19 protein-coding genes are annotated in these 17,611 nt (G+C 64.9%); 6 read left to right on the top strand and 13 right to left on the bottom strand.

The genetic code is table 11. The annotated features are described in order from the left end of the window. Positions 1–104: 104 nt before the first annotated feature. From NM2_RS49570 to NM2_RS33635, 6 genes are all read right to left on the bottom strand, one after another. A complete protein-coding gene (locus NM2_RS49570; RefSeq protein ID WP_157121472.1) occupies positions 105–1,151 on the bottom strand; it encodes a hypothetical protein in 1,047 nt (348 codons plus the stop codon). Between the two features lie 89 nt (positions 1,152–1,240). Further along, a complete protein-coding gene (locus tag NM2_RS48100; RefSeq protein WP_084531829.1) occupies positions 1,241–1,753 on the bottom strand; it encodes a hypothetical protein in 513 nt (170 codons plus the stop codon). Between the two features lie 52 nt (positions 1,754–1,805). Next, complete coding sequence (locus NM2_RS48095; protein WP_084531828.1) at positions 1,806–2,372, bottom strand: DUF3558 domain-containing protein; 567 nt, start codon at positions 2,370–2,372, stop codon at positions 1,806–1,808. Between the two features lie 462 nt (positions 2,373–2,834). Further along, on the bottom strand, positions 2,835–3,002 hold the full coding sequence (locus NM2_RS48090; RefSeq protein WP_084531827.1) for a DUF397 domain-containing protein: 168 nt from the start codon (positions 3,000–3,002) through the stop codon (positions 2,835–2,837). 62 nt (positions 3,003–3,064) lie between these two features. After that, positions 3,065–3,271, bottom strand: a complete 207-nt coding sequence (locus NM2_RS33640; RefSeq protein WP_067677383.1) for a DUF397 domain-containing protein — start codon at positions 3,269–3,271, stop codon at positions 3,065–3,067. After that, the gene (locus NM2_RS33635) at positions 3,261–4,199 is read right to left on the bottom strand and encodes a helix-turn-helix domain-containing protein (protein ID WP_169816286.1); all 939 of its coding nucleotides are present in this window, start codon (positions 4,197–4,199) and stop codon (positions 3,261–3,263) included. Before NM2_RS33635 ends, NM2_RS33640 begins: the two co-directional genes overlap by 11 nt. Before the next feature lie 620 nt (positions 4,200–4,819). Between NM2_RS33635 and NM2_RS33630 the strand changes: the two genes are divergently transcribed. Next, complete coding sequence (locus NM2_RS33630; protein ID WP_067677381.1) at positions 4,820–5,236, top strand: MarR family winged helix-turn-helix transcriptional regulator; 417 nt, start codon at positions 4,820–4,822, stop codon at positions 5,234–5,236. A 47-nt stretch (positions 5,237–5,283) separates the two neighbouring features. Next, positions 5,284–5,616: a rhodanese-like domain-containing protein gene (locus NM2_RS33625; RefSeq protein ID WP_067677379.1), complete on the top strand. Its 333-nt coding sequence runs from the start codon at positions 5,284–5,286 to the stop codon at positions 5,614–5,616. Here the strand turns inward: NM2_RS33625 and NM2_RS33620 are convergent. The 5 genes from NM2_RS33620 to NM2_RS33600 all read right to left on the bottom strand — a co-directional run bounded on the left by NM2_RS33620 (position 5,577) and on the right by NM2_RS33600 (position 10,195). After that, on the bottom strand, positions 5,577–6,794 hold the full coding sequence (locus tag NM2_RS33620; RefSeq protein ID WP_067677377.1) for an RDD family protein: 1,218 nt from the start codon (positions 6,792–6,794) through the stop codon (positions 5,577–5,579). The two genes, NM2_RS33625 and NM2_RS33620, sit on opposite strands and share 40 nt — an antisense overlap. A gap of 72 nt (positions 6,795–6,866) precedes the next feature. Continuing rightward, positions 6,867–7,511 (bottom strand): hypothetical protein, encoded by a 645-nt coding sequence (locus NM2_RS33615; protein ID WP_067677375.1) that lies wholly within the window; start codon positions 7,509–7,511, stop codon positions 6,867–6,869. Beyond that, positions 7,508–8,761 carry a hypothetical protein gene (locus NM2_RS33610; protein ID WP_067677373.1) on the bottom strand — a complete coding sequence of 418 codons (1,254 nt, stop codon included), beginning with the start codon at positions 8,759–8,761 and terminating at the stop codon, positions 7,508–7,510. The genes NM2_RS33615 and NM2_RS33610 overlap by 4 nt, the downstream gene beginning before the upstream one ends. Further along, positions 8,758–9,090, bottom strand: coding sequence for a hypothetical protein (locus tag NM2_RS33605; RefSeq protein WP_067677371.1), 333 nt, complete (start codon positions 9,088–9,090; stop codon positions 8,758–8,760). The genes NM2_RS33610 and NM2_RS33605 overlap by 4 nt, the downstream gene beginning before the upstream one ends. Before the next feature lie 244 nt (positions 9,091–9,334). Further along, complete coding sequence (locus NM2_RS33600) at positions 9,335–10,195, bottom strand: dienelactone hydrolase family protein (RefSeq protein WP_067677369.1); 861 nt, start codon at positions 10,193–10,195, stop codon at positions 9,335–9,337. 293 nt (positions 10,196–10,488) lie between these two features. On the opposite strand from NM2_RS33600, the gene glmS reads away from it, so the two are divergent. Next, on the top strand, positions 10,489–12,354 hold the full coding sequence (gene glmS, locus NM2_RS33595) for a glutamine--fructose-6-phosphate transaminase (isomerizing) (RefSeq protein WP_067677367.1): 1,866 nt from the start codon (positions 10,489–10,491) through the stop codon (positions 12,352–12,354). Positions 12,355–12,543: 189 nt separating this feature from the next. Here the strand turns inward: glmS and NM2_RS33590 are convergent, their stop codons facing one another. Further along, positions 12,544–13,749 carry an MFS transporter gene (locus NM2_RS33590; RefSeq protein WP_067677364.1) on the bottom strand — a complete coding sequence of 402 codons (1,206 nt, stop codon included), beginning with the start codon at positions 13,747–13,749 and terminating at the stop codon, positions 12,544–12,546. Between the two features lie 136 nt (positions 13,750–13,885). Here NM2_RS33590 and NM2_RS33585 point away from each other — a divergent pair, with 136 nt between their 5' ends. Further along, positions 13,886–14,377 (top strand): MarR family winged helix-turn-helix transcriptional regulator, encoded by a 492-nt coding sequence (locus tag NM2_RS33585; RefSeq protein ID WP_067677477.1) that lies wholly within the window; start codon positions 13,886–13,888, stop codon positions 14,375–14,377. A gap of 491 nt (positions 14,378–14,868) precedes the next feature. Beyond that, positions 14,869–15,393: a transglycosylase SLT domain-containing protein gene (locus NM2_RS52015; protein WP_067677475.1), complete on the top strand. Its 525-nt coding sequence runs from the start codon at positions 14,869–14,871 to the stop codon at positions 15,391–15,393. 101 nt (positions 15,394–15,494) lie between these two features. Here the strand turns inward: NM2_RS52015 and NM2_RS33575 are convergent, their stop codons facing one another. Further along, the gene (locus tag NM2_RS33575) at positions 15,495–15,914 is read right to left on the bottom strand and encodes a plastocyanin/azurin family copper-binding protein (protein WP_067677362.1); all 420 of its coding nucleotides are present in this window, start codon (positions 15,912–15,914) and stop codon (positions 15,495–15,497) included. Between the two features lie 476 nt (positions 15,915–16,390). Here NM2_RS33575 and NM2_RS33570 point away from each other — a divergent pair. Continuing rightward, on the top strand, positions 16,391–17,611 hold a 1,221-nt coding region (locus NM2_RS33570; RefSeq protein WP_067677473.1), incomplete at its 3' end, for a bifunctional ADP-dependent NAD(P)H-hydrate dehydratase/NAD(P)H-hydrate epimerase.

Here is a 17,611-nt window from a genome sequence, read left to right as displayed (position 1 = left end):
GGTGCGCGGTGGTTGCCGCGTCCGGCGGCGGTTCGTGGCGTGGGGCCGATGGTCGTGGCGGTGCGGGGCTCGCCTGGCCTGTGACGATCGCCTCGGGGGGTCTCCTATTCGCCGGGGTTCTTGCCGATCACGCCGTCGGGCAGGTGTTTGATCTCCGGTCCCAAGAGCTCCTCGGTGTTCTCCATATTCTTCAGCCACTCGGGCGTCTGATGGTCCTTGTCCTCGTCTTTCTTACCTGCGCCACCGCCCATTCCGCCCATGCCGCCCAGACCCGAGGCGGTGGACGAAGCGCGCGCGGCGTTGGCCGCGGCGGCATTCGTGCCCGTGCCCGCGGAGGTGCCGGGCACACTGCGTCCCTGCCCGCCGCCCGAGTCGGTGGTGCCGCCCAGACCGCCCAGACCACTGCCGCCCAGCCCGCTGCCACCGGAGTAGGAGCTGGGGGTGGTGGCGGAGGTGGGGTCGATGCCGGTGCTGGCCGGTGTGGTCGACGTCGGACTGGTGGCGCTCGAGCTCGAGGGCGTCGCGGAGGCGTCGGTATTCGACGGGGTGGTCGACTGCTGCTGCGAGTTGTCCGTGGGATTGCTGCTGTCGTGGTTGGTGTCCGCGCTGGTGGAGGTGCTCGGAGTACTCGAGTTCGGTCCGCCGCTGCCCGGCTGGACGACGCTCGAGGGCTCTTTCGGCGCGGTGTACAGCGGATCGGTCGGGCTGTTGGGGACCGGCAGGACGGGAATCTGCATGTCGGTCTCCGTGAACGGCGTCACGTAGTGGTTCTTCATGGCTTCCCGAGCCGCGTTCTGGCAGTCGTTGCGCACCGCGGCCGAATTCGGGCCATGCCAGAAACCCAGGTTCCAGCTGAGTGGGTTGTAGGCATGACCACCGTCCGGCGGCTTCTGCACGGCATTGCGAGTGTCGTTGATTCCGTTGACCGTTGTGGTCACCCGGTCGGCGAGTTCCTTCAGTGGGGCGGACAGATCCAGGGCCTGCTGGGCGTATTTGCTGATCGCCTCGCGTGCGCTGTTCGCGGCATTGCCGTCCCAGGCGGCCGAGCTGGACTGGTGGATCCGGTTGGCGAAGATTTCGACCGCGGCTTCCCACTTCGTCGCGATCTCTTGGTACTGCTCGGAACCGTTGTGGGCTTCGCCCGTATTCAATGGATTGAAGGAATTATATATTTTCCAGTGATCCCAGCTGTCGGGGTGTTCGCCGCCGTCTGTGATTCTCGGGGATTCGTGCGCGGTCATTATGATTGACCTACTCCAGGATTCGGGGCGAGGCCGAGCTGATATTCTTTGCCGATGGAGCTTGGGGGGAGATTCGCCTTCAGTCTATTGTATTCGGCAGCGAATTCTTGGTCCTGCTGGACGTATTGTTGAGCTATTGTGTGGTGTAGAGTCTGCAGGTCGTCGACTATTTTATAGTGTTTATCCAGGATGTCGTATACATTATTGTCGGTATCTTTGTTGCCTACGGCTTTGGCTTTTCCTCGGAACCAGCCCACGACAGTGTTTGCCGAATTCAAGCCGTCTGTGGTCTCGCCGAGACCCCAGTGTTGGCGGCGAGAGATGTTCTCAGCGATCCGCCGAAGCGTCTGGATCTCATTTTTGAAGGCTTGGCAATCGCGTTCTATATATACAAACTCATCGGCATTTACGCGGACGTCGGAGCTGAATTTAGTTGTGAGTGCACCGCTTTTTGCGTCCGCGATCAGAGCGGCCAGAGGGCCTGATTGAGATGCCGCCGAATCGTCAGCCATGGTGGCTCCTCCCCAAATCGCCTGCGATCGAGATGTATAGCAATATTTTTTTCTAACTACCTGCTGGCAAATTTGTAACAATTTCACCGGCCAGCCGTTTAGCGATATCGCAAGAGTTTTGTGTTCCGGTCAGTGGTGCGGATGGCGGGTTATCAATGCTGATCTCAAGGGTCCCGCCCTTCATTTCAACGTTGACAGCGCAGTCTGCACGAGGATCCTGGTCTGCAACGTGCGACGTGAGTGCAGCCCGCCCTCCGACGGTAAGCTCTTCGATAACATTGAAATCGTGGTTGGTGCGGACCATCGAGAGTGTGATGTTGGTCGAATCGATCGTGGCGCTGTATCCATTTTCCTGAATAAATCCGCAGCCGCGCCATTTGATGCCGCCATCGCCGTCCTGCTTGTCGGCATCCGGATTAATCAGTTTTTCCTTGTCCAAAACTGACTGAGGTATGTCCTTACAAGGATCGAACGCGGGAACATCCGCCGCGACCGTCGGCGTCGCCGAGGCGCTCTTGCTGGCGTCCGACCCGCTCCCGCCGGAGTTGCAACTTGCGACGAGCAGGACCGCGCCGATGCCGAGCGCGCCGCTCTGGATTACCTTCCCCCAGTTGGTCATCTCGTCCTCTCGTGCCGGTGCGCAGGCCCAAGGGGCCTCGGACCGGAACTTCCACCCCTATCAGGTAGGCCGAGCCTACTGGCAAGGTTGGACTGTCGCAAAGGGGGTAGAGCTTTTGGCGGCGAGGACATCTGGTCGGAGCGTTCAAGGACATCCGCTTCTGGCAAGCCCTGATTTGGATCGAAGCCGACTGGACGTTCGTCGCGATGGATGTCATCGCCGAGGCGGCGTCGTTCGTATCCGTCTCGTTTCCGCTGGAGTTGCGGGTTCGAGGGGAAGGCAGTGTGCTGGTTCCGGATACTGCGGTCAGGACCGCGTCTACGGGCGGTCGTCTCACACGTGCTCATGCTCCGGTGATGACTCGGCACTTTTGGGGTGGCAATCAGTTTGCCGCACTGGGAAAGTCGAGAGCCCGCGCGGTAGCGGAACCTACGGCCCTCGATAGTTGGCGGAGACAGTTGATCAGCTCTGTTCGAATCTTTCCGCCGGAACACCTGCGGTGAAGACGTCGGCCGGGGAGAAGATCAGGGCCGGGCCGGTCGGATTCTCGGAGTCACGTGCTTGAACCAGATTGCTGTCGAGGAAGGCGGCTTCTACGCAGTCTCGGTCGGCACCGCTATAGCTGCTCATGAATGGCAACGGCTCTGATCCTGGGTGGGACCAGAGCCGTTGCCGTAGAGGGCAAGTCGTGGTTACGGGCGGTTGAAGTCGCCGTCCTGCGCGGCCACGACGAAGGCATCCCACTCGCCGGGCGTGAAGGTCAGCGCTGGGCCGTTCGGGTTCTTCGAGTCCCGGACGCCGACTGTGCCCCTCTCGAGCCACGCCACCTCGACACAATTCGCGCTGGTTGCGCTGCGCGAACTCTTGAACCACTTCGCTCCGGATCGGTCATCGTTCATTGCGCTCGTGCTCCTTCGCCACCTGCCGCAACAGGTTTCTGCTCTGTACCTCATCCAGGCAGGTATCCCGGATGGCCGCGACAAGTTCACGATACCGTCGGACCTCGCTCGGCTTCTCGAGATACACATCCGGTGCCGCACCGCCATCGATGAAAACTACTGGGGGCTCGACGGTTTCCCCCTTCGCGTTGCGCTCGAAGTCCATGATGGTGAACGAGCCGTGCGGGATTCCCCAGGTCTGACCAGCACTGTATGGCTGGATCCGGATGGTGATGTTAGGTCGTTTCAACAGCTCGGCAAGTTGACGTAGTGCCACGGCCATTGTCCTTGTCCCGCCGATTATGCGGAAGAGCGCTGAGATGTGCAGTACAGCATCCAATTCGATGGGGCGCGTCTTGCGTGTGACCAGTGCTTGACGTTTCATTCGAAGCTCCACACGCCGCTCGATGTCCTCTCGGCTGCTGAACCGAGGGGACGCGCTGATGATCGCTCGCGCGTATTCCGCAGTTTGCAGTAGCCCCGGTATGCACTGGTCATCACAAGTGGTCAGCCGCTGTGCCGCCGACTCGAGCCCGATGAACATATTGAACGCACTGCTGAACATCCCACCGTAGATGTGGTGCCAGCTCTGCGCCCTCGCCTGCGTCGCCAGATCGACTGCCGCATTCGTCTCTTCCTCGCTCACGTCGTACAGCTCGCACAACGCTTGCACGACCGGCTGACTGACTTTCTGAATCTGTCCAGTCTCGATACGTTGCAGAACAGCTTTGGACAGATCGACCTGTTTCGCCGCCCGAGCAATGGTGAATCCGTTGGCGTCGCGACTCTCCCGCAGGAATCTTCCGAGCTGGCGGCGCGGCAGGGTCGACGAGGGCCCGCCGTCTTCGGCGAAGTCGTCGCTACTGGTCGTGTTTTCGGTGCTGGTCACGGAATCCTCCCGGAAAATCGGGTCACGCCGGATGGGGAATGGAGCCGGATGTGTCCTCGAAAGCGAGTCCCGCTCTGGGACTTCGAGGCAATCATCGGTTGGTTCTCACTTCTGCCGGTCCCGATCAGGGACCGATGGTGTGCTGTCGACGGCGCCCGATCGTGCTGCGGGTGGTGGATCACCTTGCAGCACATGAGACTCGGCGAATCAACTCGCTGTGTCGCCCGGGCGCACTCATCACCAACAGCAATTCGAGTCGAGGTGCGATGGATCAGACGATATGTGCCGCTTGCCTGATATCGCGGTGCGCGCCCTACCGGCGCATCTGCGGCCCGCCTGCCGCCGCGGTACCCGAGCATAGCCGGATTATGTTGCGGGTGGGGATAATTGACTCAGTCAATTACGAAAAGTGAAGCGCCGCAGGCTTACCGAGAATGGATACCGTGCTGGACCGCCTAGCACGATTCACCGCGGAGACGTATGCCGCGCCGGCCGGAGCGATGGCCGGTGACCGGGAGCTGTGAGGCGCGTGGGAGCAGCTCGCCGAACTCGAACCCGCGCAAGTCGCCGCACTCGATGACCTGGATATGGATCGGGATCGGCGGGGGTAGCGTGCACCCATGTCCGATGCGCCCCCGTTCAGTCCCACGATCATGCTGCTCACGGTGAGTCGGGTGTGGGAGGCGGCTTTCGCGGATGCCCTGAAACCGCTCGGGCTGACGACACGTCAGTACGGGCTGCTGGGGCATGTTCGTGGGACGCCGGGGATCTCGTTCAGTGAGTTGGCGCGGCGTTCGCGGATCACCGTGCAGAGTGCGCATGCCGCGGTCGCCCGGTTCGTCGCGGCCGGTCTCGTCGATGACAGTACCGCGCATGCCGGGGCGGCATCGACCCTCAGCGTTACGGCCGAAGGGGCGGCCGTGCTGGATCGGGCCGCGGCCGTTGTGGCCGAACTCGATGCGGAGTTCGCCGCTCAGAACCCGGATCTGACCGATGCTCTGCGGGTGCACATGATGCGGATGCTGACATCCGAATAACCTTCAGTTAAACTGAAGGTTATGGAACACGGTAGGGCGCGGAGCGCATGAGCATCCGGCATTATCTGCGTCGGCCCCCGGCCGTCAGTGCCGCCGAGGCGGTTCGGCTCGTCGAGAGCGGCGCGCTCGTGGTGGATGTACGCCGCCAGTTCGAGTGGAATCGGGTGCACATCCCGAATGCCGTTCACGCCCCCCTCGAGGTGCTGTTGGATCGCTGCGTGGACTTCCCCGACGATCGTCTTCTCATCACCTTCTGCACCGGTGGCATTCGGTCGGCGGGTGCGGCGAACCTGTTGGTGGAGAACGGATTCGACGCGGTCAACATGAGCGGCGGCCTGATTCAGTGGCGTGCGGCGGGCGGACCGCTCAGTGACTCCTGAGGCGGGCCGGACGGTGCTTGCCCGCGTCGGTCTCGCCACCGCACGGCGGTCGGGAAGTAATCCTCGGGCCGGTCGGGCCCGACGGAGCCGTTGCCGAAGATGTCGGCGGCGATGGCGACTGGCAGATAGAGGTCCATCAACCATATTGCGAGCAATCGGCCGAACGAGGGGTATCGGCCTGTATCCGGCCGGAGTGCGACCAGGCCGAACACGGCTTTGCCGATCGTGGTGTGGACGATCGCCTGGATGATCACGCGATCGACGAAGGATGCCGCCAGGAAGAACAGCACGGTGAATACTGCCAGAGGTACCGAGTTCTTCCAATCACGGTGCAGCAGAGCATTTGTCACCGGTTCGGGCACTTTCGCGAAGGCGATTGCCGCGCCGACTGCGAGATGTATGAGCACATCCAGGCCGAATCCGAGTGCGCGCCGTAGCTTCCGCGGCGATGGGTAGTCCGTATCATTCAGTGCACCATGCCTTTTCGGCTTCGGCTCGGCTTCGTCGCCGCCGGGCCGCTTCATCATGACCCGCCCGTTCTCCCGCTGCATTTCATGTCCGCCCGCACCGGGACCATCGGATGACCGCGGCTGATCGACGCCCGGATCGCGATAGGCGAACGCGGGAGGCTGCCTCGCAGCGGAGTAGTACGCATACCGCAGTGGCCCGCCACCCTCGTTCACCGAGATGATGCCGTACTTGCGTGGATCGCCGGCGAACCAGATCTCAGCGGTCCTGTGATTCACCAGCTTGCCGATCTGACTCGACCAGGTGTTCAGGATCAGCGCCGATACCGGCCGCCGATTCGCATCGAGCAGCTCCACCCATTCGTGCCCGCCGGTGGAGATGTAGTTGATCGGCCACCGTATCCATGGATTCCGCTTCAGCGCCTTGCGTCGGCGTCCATGTATCCACAGGAAGATCAGCGCGAACATCAGCCCGAAAATGAACACTATGAAAAGCGTCCCGGCGAGGAATCTGCCCGCCTTCGCCGCAGCATGTATCCCAGGTTCGTCGAATTTGTTCACCAGCACCACGGTCAACGGACCGCAAGCTGCGCTGACGACCACTCCCAGCCACAACCACAATCGCCGATATCCGAGCGCCGCCTTGGTGGCAGGCCAGTCCATCGCCCGTGGTGTGGCGTCGAATTCGGTGGCGTTATCGGATTTGCTCACGTCCCTGCCCGGTTTCCGTCGTGTGTATGGCCTCTGCCGGAATCGTCGAAGTTGTCGGCATGATCGAATCGATCACAGGTTCAAGGATGAGGGGCGGGTCGACGGCAGGTCGCTGGGGCGAAACCTGATCGATCGAGCCATGTCGAATATCGTCTCCTGAAATCCGGGGCCGTGTTCGATGCCGGGAACGGACAGCTCGACGGCAGCGATCGCGGTCCCGTCGTCCGCGGGTACCGTCGCCTCCAGCTGGTAGGTTTCGACCGTGTCGCCCGCCGACGGCAATCCGTCGATCCGCGGTGCCGGCAGGTGTGCTGTTCGCTCGGAGAACATCATTGGGCGTCCATCGACATCGATGGGCTCGCTGATCCACAGGTCGTCATCGAATTCGTTCCTGGAATCGACCAGGTTCTTCAGCATCACTCGTGGATTCGGCTTGTCGCCGTCCATCTCGTAGACACATACCGTCAGGCAGGAGGTGATTACTTCACCATCGGGCGACTGGTGCCGTCCGATTCCGCAGTAACGAGTGTCGCGATCGGCCAGCAGATTCAGAAAGAATGCCGCGACCGGGATCAGGGAATCGGAAATGGTCCGCAGCGCGGGTGTGGCCACCTCGTCCAGCAGTTCTTGTGTGAGCTTCAAGTGCTCATCGATGCCCTTCAGCGGCATCTCCAGGTAGCCTTCCGGAATCCAGATATCGACTGTTTTCTCGGTCACTTCTTGTCTCCGAACAGGCTGTTGCCGATTTTGTCGAGCCCGAGTGCGCCCTTGGCGGACCGTGAGGCCAGTTCGAGTCCGGACAGCGCGGTCCCGGCCCCCGGCGCCCATCTGTTCGCCTCGCTGAAGTCTTGCAGCCACACCGTGGCGCTACCGGGGCGTGGAATCCGGTTCAATGCCTTGGTCATTATGCCCGGCGACTGCGCGCCTTCCGCGAATGCCTTGACGGCGGTATCGAGTTCGCCGACCTTCGACAGCGCTCGCAGACCCTTGAAGGTCCCGCCGGCACCCGGCAGGATGGCCAGGCTGTCCGCACCGACCGTGGTGCCGATCTTCTTCAGTGCGTCGCCGTTGAACTTGCCGTCCGATGCATCGGAAACGAAGTCGCCGAAGGCTTTTCGCACACTCGGGTCAGCGAAATCGGTGCCCAGCGCTCCGAGACCGCTGACCAGCGCGATGGCGCCGAATATCGCATCGGCCGGAGGGGGAGTGAGAAGGGCGAGCAGGCCCGTCACCGCAGAGATTCCGGCCAGGATGTCGTGGATCTGTTTACGGTGATCGCTGATCCACTTCCCGACTGCCTGCACCGCATCGGTGATGCTGTCCCACCAGTGATGATTCGGCGCGCTGGGTGCGAAATCCTTTGCGGCGGCGTCGAGTTCGGCGGCTACCTTGCGGGCCAGTTTGCCGTGCTCGGACTCCAGGTCCTTGGCGCGTTTGAGGATGGAGTCGATCTCGCCCTGGTAGTTGTCGACCGAGGCGCCGGCGGTGCGCACCGCGGCTTCGGCGGTGTTGAGGCGGGATTGGGCTGCGGCCAGGGCGTTTTGGTCGGTGAAGGTCTGGTTGGCCAGGCCGAGATCGGGATTGGATTTGGCTTCTCGGAGGGCGGTGACGGCCTTGGCGTGTTTGCCACGGGCCTCGGCTGCTTCGGTTTCGAGGGTTTTGGCGGTGTCCTGATAGCCGACCAGGCCGGTGTGCCACTCGTCCAGGACCGTGACGGCGCGTTCGAGGGAGTTCTGCGCGTAGCCGAGGTCCTGGGCGAGGGTGTTGTCGAAGTGGGAGCGGAACGCGTCGCCCGCGTCGCCCTTCCAGATGTCGTCGTTGCTGTTGCGGAGACGTTTGAGCAGATCGTTGGTCTCCTTGACGGCCGTGCCCGCCGAATTGATCTGTGTGCGTAGGCCGCTGACGTCGTCGGGCATGCCGGGGACCGGGTTGAAGCCGATATTCGGGTACGGGTTGGCCTGGCTCATATCCTGGCCTGCGTGCCGGAGGCGCCGTCGATGACGGACTTGGCCTGTGCGAGGGCCTGGGCGAATGCGGTGTCGGCCTCCTGATAGGCGTCGTGACATTGCGAGATGCCGTCCGCGGTGGACTCGGCGGACTTGCCGATCTGCTCGATCCCGTACTTCCAACGGCGCTGGAAGCTTTCGGCGGCATCGTTGAGCACCTTCGGCCCGATATCGCCGTGACCACCCTGGGCCATCGCCTTCATCGCATCGGTCAGCACCTGCTCGGAGTCGCGCAGTGATTGCACGGCCTTGCCCAGCGCCTCGATGTCCACCGAGAGAAAACCAGCCATTCTCCAGCCACCTTTTCGTTCCGTCACGCCGCATCTGACGTCTGTAGTTCCTGCTTGGACGTCGGGGAGGCCGCTTCGGTTCCACAGCGGGCGGATATTTTCGCCAGATCTTCGGGCGCTCGTGCGCGGCCGATCGCGCATCGGCCGACTCGCCGACCGTGGCGCAATCGGCGACCGGCCGCGCCGGGCTCAGTGGAATATCGGACGAAAGGGGCGAATCATGCAGTCCGGCAGTAGATTTCGCCTACTTGCGCAACAGCTGGACAACCTGAAGCAACTGCATCTTCGACGGCGGCTCGGGCTCCTCGGTCGCATGCGGATCGATGATCGCGGTGCGCGAGATCACCTCTTCCGGTTCGGCGAACGCCTTGTACTTCTTGTCACCCAGCAACTGATAGGTGAGGTATCCGACCAGCAGGCCGCGGGTGATGCGTTCGGTCTTGGGCTCGAATTTGGTCGCGCCGACGGCGGCCAGGGCGCGGCGGCCGCGGACCATGCCGTTGCGGGAAGCGCCGTCGACCGAGCGCAGCACCGCGGGCCCACCCCAGGCGGCGGCCAGCGCGACGGCGTCGGAACCGACCGCATCGATGTCCGCGCCACCGCCCAGGATCAGGGCGGGGGATTCGATATCGGGGGCCAGGGATTCGGCCGAGGGAGCGGTGACGGCGGGGAAGAGCGCGGCGACGGCCGCGACCTCGCGTTGTGAGGCCGCGATGACCGCGGCTCCCGCACCCATGCCGTGACCGGCCAGGGCCAGCTTGTCGGGGTGCACGCTGATCTTGCCCTCGCCCAGCCGCACTCCGGTGCAGATGTCCAGGGTGGTGAGCAGATCGGTGGCCAGGTTCAGGTGCGAGGGGATCGGTCCGCGCTCGGTATCGGGTGCGGCCGCGACGAAACCCCAGGAGGCGAGATGTTCGAGCAGCTTGCGATAGTTGCCCACGCCGGTGAGCCAGCCGTGTCCGAACGCGACGGCGGGCAGGTTCAGACCCGTCTCCGGGGTCAATACCAACCCGGGCTGCCCGGCGATGCCGAGATTGCCGCGCAGGACCCGATGCGGGCCGGGACTGGCCAGGTTGCTCAGGAGGGATTTCACAGACGCCGACACGACGTCGAATTTATCCGATCGCCGCCCACGGACGGCGTTTCGCCGGATCCCGGGATCGTCGCCGAGCCTATCGACCCGGGCGGCAACGCATCTGCCAGCGGTTTCGCGGTTCGAAAAGATGTTCGCGCTTGCCGCCGACTTCTCGGACGCGCCCGGCTCCCGGATACGATTCGACCGCTCGCTCGAGCGAATGTGCCCCTTTGCCGGGCCGAACGAGCGCAGCCGGGCACGCCCGCGAGCGCATGTCGCGGCCCTGTCGCTGTCCGGGTCGGGTCCCAGTACGCTGGGTCCCCATGTGCGGAATCGTGGGCTACGTGGGATACCGGGACGCGCTCGGCGTCGTCGTGGACGCGCTACGCCGTATGGAGTACCGGGGATACGACTCCGCGGGCGTGGCCATCCTGGACGGCGCGAGTGAGATCGCCGTGGAACGCAAGGCCGGTCGCCTGGCCAATCTGGAGGCCGAACTGGCCGAGGCCGGGGTGGCGAACTTCGCCGGAACCACCGGCATGGGACACACGCGATGGGCAACGCACGGTGCGCCCACCGATCGCAACGCGCACCCGCACCGCGACACGACCGGTGCGGTGGCCGTGGTGCACAACGGGATCATCGAGAACTTCGCTCCGCTGCGCCATGAGCTCGAGTCCGCCGGGGTGGAGTTGCGCAGCGACACCGATACCGAGGTCGCGGTGCACCTGGTCTCGCGCGCCTACACCTCGGGGCCGACCGCGGGTGATTTCGTCGCCAGTGCGCTGTCCGTGCTGCGCCGGCTGGAGGGTGCGTTCACGCTGGTGTTCACCCATGCCGAGCATCCGGGCACGATCGTGGCCGCGCGCCGGTCGACTCCGCTGGTGGTGGGTGTGGGCAAGGGGGAGATGTTCATCGCCTCGGATGTGACCGCGTTCATCGAATACACCAGGGACGCAGTGGAACTCGGCCAGGACCAGGTCGTGGTGATCACCGCGGACGGGTACGCCGTCACCGATTTCGACGGCAACTCCGGTGTGCCGACCCGCCCGTTCACCATCGATTGGGATCTGGCGGCCGCCGAGAAGGGCGGTCACGACTACTTCATGCTCAAGGAGATCGAGGAGCAGCCCGCCGGTGTCGCCGAGACGCTGATCGGGCATTTCGACAACGGTCGCATCGTGCTCGACGAGCAGCGCCTGGCCGATCAGGAGCTGCGCGAATTCGACAAGGTCTTCGTCGTCGCCTGCGGCAGTTCGTATCACGCGGGTCTGCTGGCCAAATACGCGATCGAGCATTGGACGCGGCTGCCCGTCGAGGTGGAGCTGGCCAGCGAATTCCGTTACCGCGACCCGGTTCTGGACCGGTCCACGCTGGTCGTCGCGATCTCGCAGTCGGGGGAGACCGCCGATACGCTCGAGGCCGTGCGGCACGCCAAGGAGCAGAAGGCGCGCGTGCTGGCCATCTGCAATACCAACGGCGCACAGATCCCCCGCGAATCCGACGCGGTGCTGTACACCCGCACGGGCCCGGAGATCGGGGTCGCCTCCACCAAGGCGTTCCTGACCCAGATCACCGCGAATTACCTTGTCGGCCTTGCGCTTGCGCAGGCTCGCGGGACCAAGTATCCGGACGAGGTGGCGGGCGAATTCGCTCAGCTGGAGGCGATGCCGGAGCTGGTCGCGCGTGTGCTGGAGACCGCGCCGCAGGTTCGCGAGATCGCCCGCCGGTTCGCCCGGGCCTCGACGGTTCTGTTCCTGGGCCGTCATGTGGGGTATCCGGTGGCCCTCGAGGGTGCGCTCAAGCTCAAGGAACTGGCGTACATGCACGCCGAGGGTTTCGCCGGGGGTGAGCTCAAGCACGGCCCGATCGCGCTGATCGAGGACGGGCTGCCGGTCATCGTGGTGATGCCCTCGCCGAAGGGACGCGCGGTACTGCATTCCAAACTGCTCAGCAATATCCGGGAGATCCAGGCCCGCGGCGCGCGCACCATCGTGATCGCCGAGGAGGGCGACGACACGGTGCGCCCGTTCGCCGACCATCTCATCGAAATCCCCGCCGCCCCAACCCTTTTCCAGCCACTGCTGTCGACCGTCCCGCTGCAGATCTTCGCCGCCGAGGTGGCCCAGACCCGCGGCTACGACATCGACAAGCCGCGCAACCTGGCCAAGTCGGTCACCGTCGAGTAGGCGTTCTCGGCGGTGCTCGCGATCGGGTAGCCGAATCCGGGACGGCCCTGCGCCGCATGCGGGCAGCGGGAAAAGTTGTCCGGCAATGGATTCGATACGAAGTGTGGGCGCGCCGGACCAGTGTGGTCCGGCGACCCGATTTCGTCTCGCCGGGGTTGAGTGAGATGTTCTGGGCCCCAGGCGATGCGACTACCGAGAGAGTTGATCGGCCACTGCGGCAAGGGATTCGCGCTCCGGTAAGGCCTGTCCGGCGGAGCGTCGTTCGAGAGCGCCCGAGAGTACGGCGAGGCCCAGGGCGCTGCCGGACAGGACGACGCCGACCCAGTTGGGTGCGGTGTAGCCGAATCCGGCGGCGATGACGAGGCCGCCGAGCCATGCCGCGAGGGCGTTGCCGAGGTTGAAAGCTCCGATGTTCAGGGCCGAGGCGAGGGTGGGGGCGCTGGCGGCCTGATCGAGGACGCGTTTCTGTAGGGGTGGGACGGTGGCGAAACCCAATGCGCCGATCAGGACGACGGTGACCGCCGCCGCGATCTCGTCGTGTGCGGTGATCGTGAACACGCCCAGTACGACGGTCAGGGCGCCCAGCGTGACATACAGCATGGGCATCAGGTGGCGATCGGCGTAGCGGCCGCCGATCAGATTGCCGATGAGGAAGCCCAGTCCGAACAGCACCATGATCCAGGTGACCGAACTCTCGGCGTACCCGGTGACCTCGGTCATCATCGGGGCGAGGTAGGTGATCGCGGCGAAGACGCCCCCGAAGCCGAGCACGGTCATGGCCATGGCCAGCAGCACCTGGGGATTGGCGAGGACGGCCAGTTCGCCGCGCAGCCTGGCCTCGCGCGGGGCGGGCCGATCGGGTACCAGGGCGGCGACGCCGACGGTGGCGAGCAGGCCGACCGCCGCGATCAGCCAGAAGGTGATCCGCCACCCGAAATGCTGACCGAGCAGCGTGCCGAGCGGTACGCCCAGGACGGTGGCGACGGTGAGCCCGGTGAACATCAGCGAGATCGCCCCGGCGCGGCGGTCCGGGCGCACCAGCGTTCCGGCGACGATCGACCCGATGCCGAAGAATGCGCCGTGGGCCAGCGAGGCGACGATGCGTCCGGTCAGCATCAGGCCGAAAACCGGTGCGAGAGCGGACAATACGTTACCGGCGACGAGTAGCAGCATGCTGATCAGCAGCATCCGCTTGCGAGAGACCCGGGTGCCGAGTCCGGTCATGATCGGCGCGCCGATCAGCACGCCGAGGGCGTATCCGCTGACCAGCAGGCCCGCGGTGGGGATCGGTACGTGATAGCCGCCCGCGATGTCGGGCAGCAGGCCGACGACGGCGAATTCGGTGGTGCCGATGGCGAACGCCCCGAGTGCCAGGGCCAGGAGTGCGAGGGGCATGGGTGAAGCCTCCACGAGCGTTGCGGGTGAGCATTACAGGCGTCGACAATAGTTGCAGACGCGTTCTAGTTGCAAGCGCGGTATATTTCGAAAGCGGGGTATTGTGGAGGAACAACGCCGCACGCAGGAGGAATCGATGACCGCGGACGCCGCCCTGACCGGTCTCGCCGACGGCTGGTACGCACTGTCGGTGCTGCACGATCGGATCGAGGCGCATATCGAACGCGCCCTGCAGGCCGGGCACGGATTGAGCGTTCGCGAGTATTCGCTGCTGGTGGTGCTCAGTCGTCAGCACGACGGGCCGGGTGGGCATCTGCGGATGAATCAGGTCGCCGATGCGGTCGCGTTGAGTCAGAGCGCGACGACTCGGCTGGTCACCCGGCTCGAGGATCGCGGTCTGCTGCAACGTTATCTGTGCCCCGACGATCGGCGCGGCATCTACACCGATGTCACCCCGTCCGGATTGGAGCTGCTCGACCGGGCTCGGCCCACTCACGACGAATCGCTGTCGGGTGCGCTCCGGCAGGCGGCGGCCGATCCTGGGCTTTCTCCTCTGGTCGCTGCGGTCGAGGCGTTGAACGCGTCCTCGGCTCACGGTGTGCGTACTCGCGAATATCGCCCCGCGTGATCGGCTCGGTTGTGTTGCCGGATCGATGCCGAACGATCCGGAAGGTCACCGTCGCATAACTCGGTCGGTTCGGATGCTGTGGGCCGGTTGCGGGGCTGTTTTTTCGCGATCTTGCTGGTCACGAGGGTGTGATCTGATGTCCGTAGTGGTGTGAGAGTTAGATATGTCACTTTGCAAAAGGTGTTTAGTTGGCTTTCTGTTCACCCTGAGTTTACTTGTCGCGACCATTCTGTGATTTGCCGGGATGAGCTTCTGGCCCATCTCAAATGTGTGGACACGACCGCTTCAGCGACATCTCGTCGCCACGGCCGCGTCGGCTGTACCGGTTCCTGATCGGTGTGAGACCGCGCGTTCTCGTCATGTCTTCGGATAACTGAATCCTCAAATCCCGCAACACAACCGACAAAACGAACAGGTAGCGGCGAATGTCTCGGCCGAGAGGTCGAGCCGAGCGCTCGCGATACTGTCGCGCCGTCAGGAAAGCAGTGAAGATGCAAATCCGGAAACTGATCCCCCTAGCCCTACTCGCCGCCGTCGCGATCGCGCCCGTGGCCGCGAACGCCGACACCGTCATCCCCGGTGTGCCGCCGCAGCTGCAGCAGCCGGCCCAGCAACTGCAGAATCAACTGCCGGCGGCGCAGCAGGCTCAGCTGGCGCAGTTCCTGCGGCCGTTGCCGCAACTGCCGCAGGCCTACTCGAACAACCTGGACGGTTGGATCCGCAACGCGCAGTTCGTCATGTCGCAGCACGGCATTCCCGGCAGCTACGACGGAATCCACCGCAACATCATGCGGGAATCGGGCGGCAACCCGCGCGCGATCAACCTGAATGACTCGAACGCGGCCCGCGGCATTCCCTCCAAGGGGCTGATGCAGGTCATCGACCCGACCTTCCGCGCCTATCACGTGGACGGCACGTCGTGGGACATCTACGACCCGGTCGCCAACATCAGCGCCGCCTGCAACTACGCGGCTCACCGGTACGGCACGATCGACCGCGTGTTCTCGGCGTACTGATCGGCGAGGCCGGATCCGTTCCGTCATCGGTGCGGCGCCCGGGGTCTGACCGACGTGTATCGGGACATCGTGGTCCCGGTGCACGTCGGTCCGCGTAGCGGCTACTGCACCGTGACGGTGCCGTGCATATCCGGGTGCAGCGGGCACAGATAGCGGTAGGTGCCCGGGACGGTGAAGGTGTGACTCCACTTGCCCGTGTTGAAGATCGGGCTGTTGATACCCATCGCGCTGTCGCCGATGCCCTGCACCGCGTGCGGGAAACGGTCGGCGAAATTCCACGTCACGGTTCCGCCGACCTTGATGGTGATCGCGTCGGGGGAGAACCGCATATTCTTTACATCGACCGTCACCGCCCCCGCGGGCGCGGCCGCCGTGGTCGAGGACTCCGGCGCGGCCGAATTCGACGTCGGGGCGGATGTCGTTGTCCCGGAACCGCATCCGCTCATCAGCAGCGTTCCCGCGAGTGCGGCGACGCCGAATCCGGCGCGCAGCAGGGTCCGGCGGCTCCAGTCCATCGGCATGCCGCACAGCCTAGCCCCGGCCGATAACCGCCGGTTCTCCGCCGCACGGTTGCTCGGTTCGTCCGGGTGACGTGCTATCAGGCGCAGCTCGTGAACGGCCGTCACACGATTCGCTCGGTGCCGGATCGCTACGCCATGTTTCTCTGCCGCCCAGAGGTAACCGCCCCCTGCTCCAGCGCAGCCGGTGCTCGTGTAGGCCCCGAGTTCGGGTGACGGATGTGTGAGCCGCAGCGCGCGATGCGTCGTTGTCGGCGCATTTCTGCTGGTGAGTGGGTGTTATCGGGTGTGGGACCATCCCCGCGTTCTGTTGTGCGCCCGTCTCCCGGGAGATGTGTGGACATGTCCGGGTCCATCTGGCTGTGTGGTCCGGTCGAGCAGGGGGACGGCCGCGCGGTCGGGCGGGACTTCGGCACGTGCGGCGTAATCTGCTGTCGTCGGGTGTGCCGGGGTCGGTGGGTAGGAGGCGAGCGATGGCGGTGCGCGGGTTCTATACGGCCGATGAGGTTCGGGCGGCGGAGGCGGAGCTGTTCGGGCGGGTCGCGGCCGGGGTGCCGATGCAACGCGCGGCGTACGGGCTGGCGAATGTCGTGGCGGGGGAATTGCGGGAGCGGACCGGCGGGGTGGCCGGACGTTCGGTGACGTTGCTGGTCGGATCGGGGGACAACGGCGGCGATGCGCTGTGGGCGGGGTCGATGCTGCGGCGGCGCGGTGTCGCGGTGTCGGCGGTACTGCTCGCGCCCGAACGGGCGCATGCGCGGGGGCTGGCGGCGCTGCGGCGTGCGGGCGGGCGGATTCGGGAGGATGTCGGCTCGCCCGATCTCGTGGTGGACGGGATCGTCGGCATCTCCGGACACGGTTCGCTGCGGCCGCGAGCGGCGGAACTCGTTGCGGCCGTGGATGTTCCGATCATCTCGGCGGATCTGCCCAGTGGCGTCGACCCGGAGACCGGCGCGGTGGACGGCCCCGCCGTGCGAGCGGATGTGACGGTCGCGTTCGGCGCCTACAAGCCGGTGCATGCGCTGGCCGCGCCCCGGTGTGGGCGAATCGAGTTGGTGCCCATCGGATTACGCCTGCCCGAGGCCGAACTCGCCGCACTGGAACCGGGTTCGATCGGCGCGGATTGGCCGGTCCCGGGCCCGTACGACGACAAGTATTCCCAGGGCGTGACCGGTATCTGCGCCGGGAGCGCGACGTATCCGGGTGCGGCGGTGCTGTGTACGGGTGCGGCGGTGGCGGCCACCTCGGGAATGGTGCGTTATGCCGGGACCGGTGCGGCGGAGGTGCTCGCGAACTTTCCGGAAGTCATTGCCGCCGAGACGATCTCGTCCACCGGACGAGTGCAGGCATGGGTGACCGGGCCCGGCGCCGGTACCGACGAGCTTGCCCGCGAACGTCTTTCGGAGATCCTCGCCACGGACCTGCCGGTGGTCGTCGACGCGGACGCGCTGACCCTGGTGGCCGCCGAGCCCGCCCTGATCGCCGGCCGTACCGCGCCGACCGTACTGACCCCGCACGCCGGTGAGTTCGCCCTGCTCACCGGCGCGGATCCGAGCCCGGACCGCGTGGCCGCCGTGCGCGATCTCGCCGAGAAATGGCAGGTCACGGTCCTTTTGAAGGGGCGAGCCACCCTGATCGCCGCACCCGGCCGCCCGACCCTGGTCAACGAGGCGGGCGGTTCCTGGGCCGCCACCGCGGGC

Source organism: Nocardia miyunensis NBRC 108239 (assembly GCF_001613065.1).
In the GTDB taxonomy this organism is placed as follows: domain Bacteria; phylum Actinomycetota; class Actinomycetes; order Mycobacteriales; family Mycobacteriaceae; genus Nocardia; species Nocardia miyunensis.
The sequence above is the reverse complement of the archived record's forward strand: the minus strand, read 5'-3'. Positions and strand labels throughout refer to the sequence as shown.

Coding starts and splice junctions, on each gene's coding strand:
- NM2_RS48100 (WP_084531829.1), bottom strand. CDS start 1,753: ATGGCTGACGATTCGGCGGCATCTCAATCAGGCCCTCTGGCCGCTCTG.
- NM2_RS48095 (WP_084531828.1), bottom strand. CDS start 2,372: ATGACCAACTGGGGGAAGGTAATCCAGAGCGGCGCGCTCGGCATCGGC.
- NM2_RS48090 (WP_084531827.1), bottom strand. CDS start 3,002: ATGAGCAGCTATAGCGGTGCCGACCGAGACTGCGTAGAAGCCGCCTTC.
- NM2_RS33640 (WP_067677383.1), bottom strand. CDS start 3,271: ATGAACGATGACCGATCCGGAGCGAAGTGGTTCAAGAGTTCGCGCAGC.
- NM2_RS33630 (WP_067677381.1), top strand. CDS start 4,820: ATGTCCGATGCGCCCCCGTTCAGTCCCACGATCATGCTGCTCACGGTG.
- NM2_RS33625 (WP_067677379.1), top strand. CDS start 5,284: ATGAGCATCCGGCATTATCTGCGTCGGCCCCCGGCCGTCAGTGCCGCC.
- NM2_RS33610 (WP_067677373.1), bottom strand. CDS start 8,761: ATGAGCCAGGCCAACCCGTACCCGAATATCGGCTTCAACCCGGTCCCC.
- NM2_RS33605 (WP_067677371.1), bottom strand. CDS start 9,090: ATGGCTGGTTTTCTCTCGGTGGACATCGAGGCGCTGGGCAAGGCCGTG.
- glmS (WP_067677367.1), top strand. CDS start 10,489: ATGTGCGGAATCGTGGGCTACGTGGGATACCGGGACGCGCTCGGCGTC.
- NM2_RS33590 (WP_067677364.1), bottom strand. CDS start 13,749: ATGCCCCTCGCACTCCTGGCCCTGGCACTCGGGGCGTTCGCCATCGGC.
- NM2_RS33585 (WP_067677477.1), top strand. CDS start 13,886: ATGACCGCGGACGCCGCCCTGACCGGTCTCGCCGACGGCTGGTACGCA.
- NM2_RS52015 (WP_067677475.1), top strand. CDS start 14,869: ATGCAAATCCGGAAACTGATCCCCCTAGCCCTACTCGCCGCCGTCGCG.
- NM2_RS33575 (WP_067677362.1), bottom strand. CDS start 15,914: ATGCCGATGGACTGGAGCCGCCGGACCCTGCTGCGCGCCGGATTCGGC.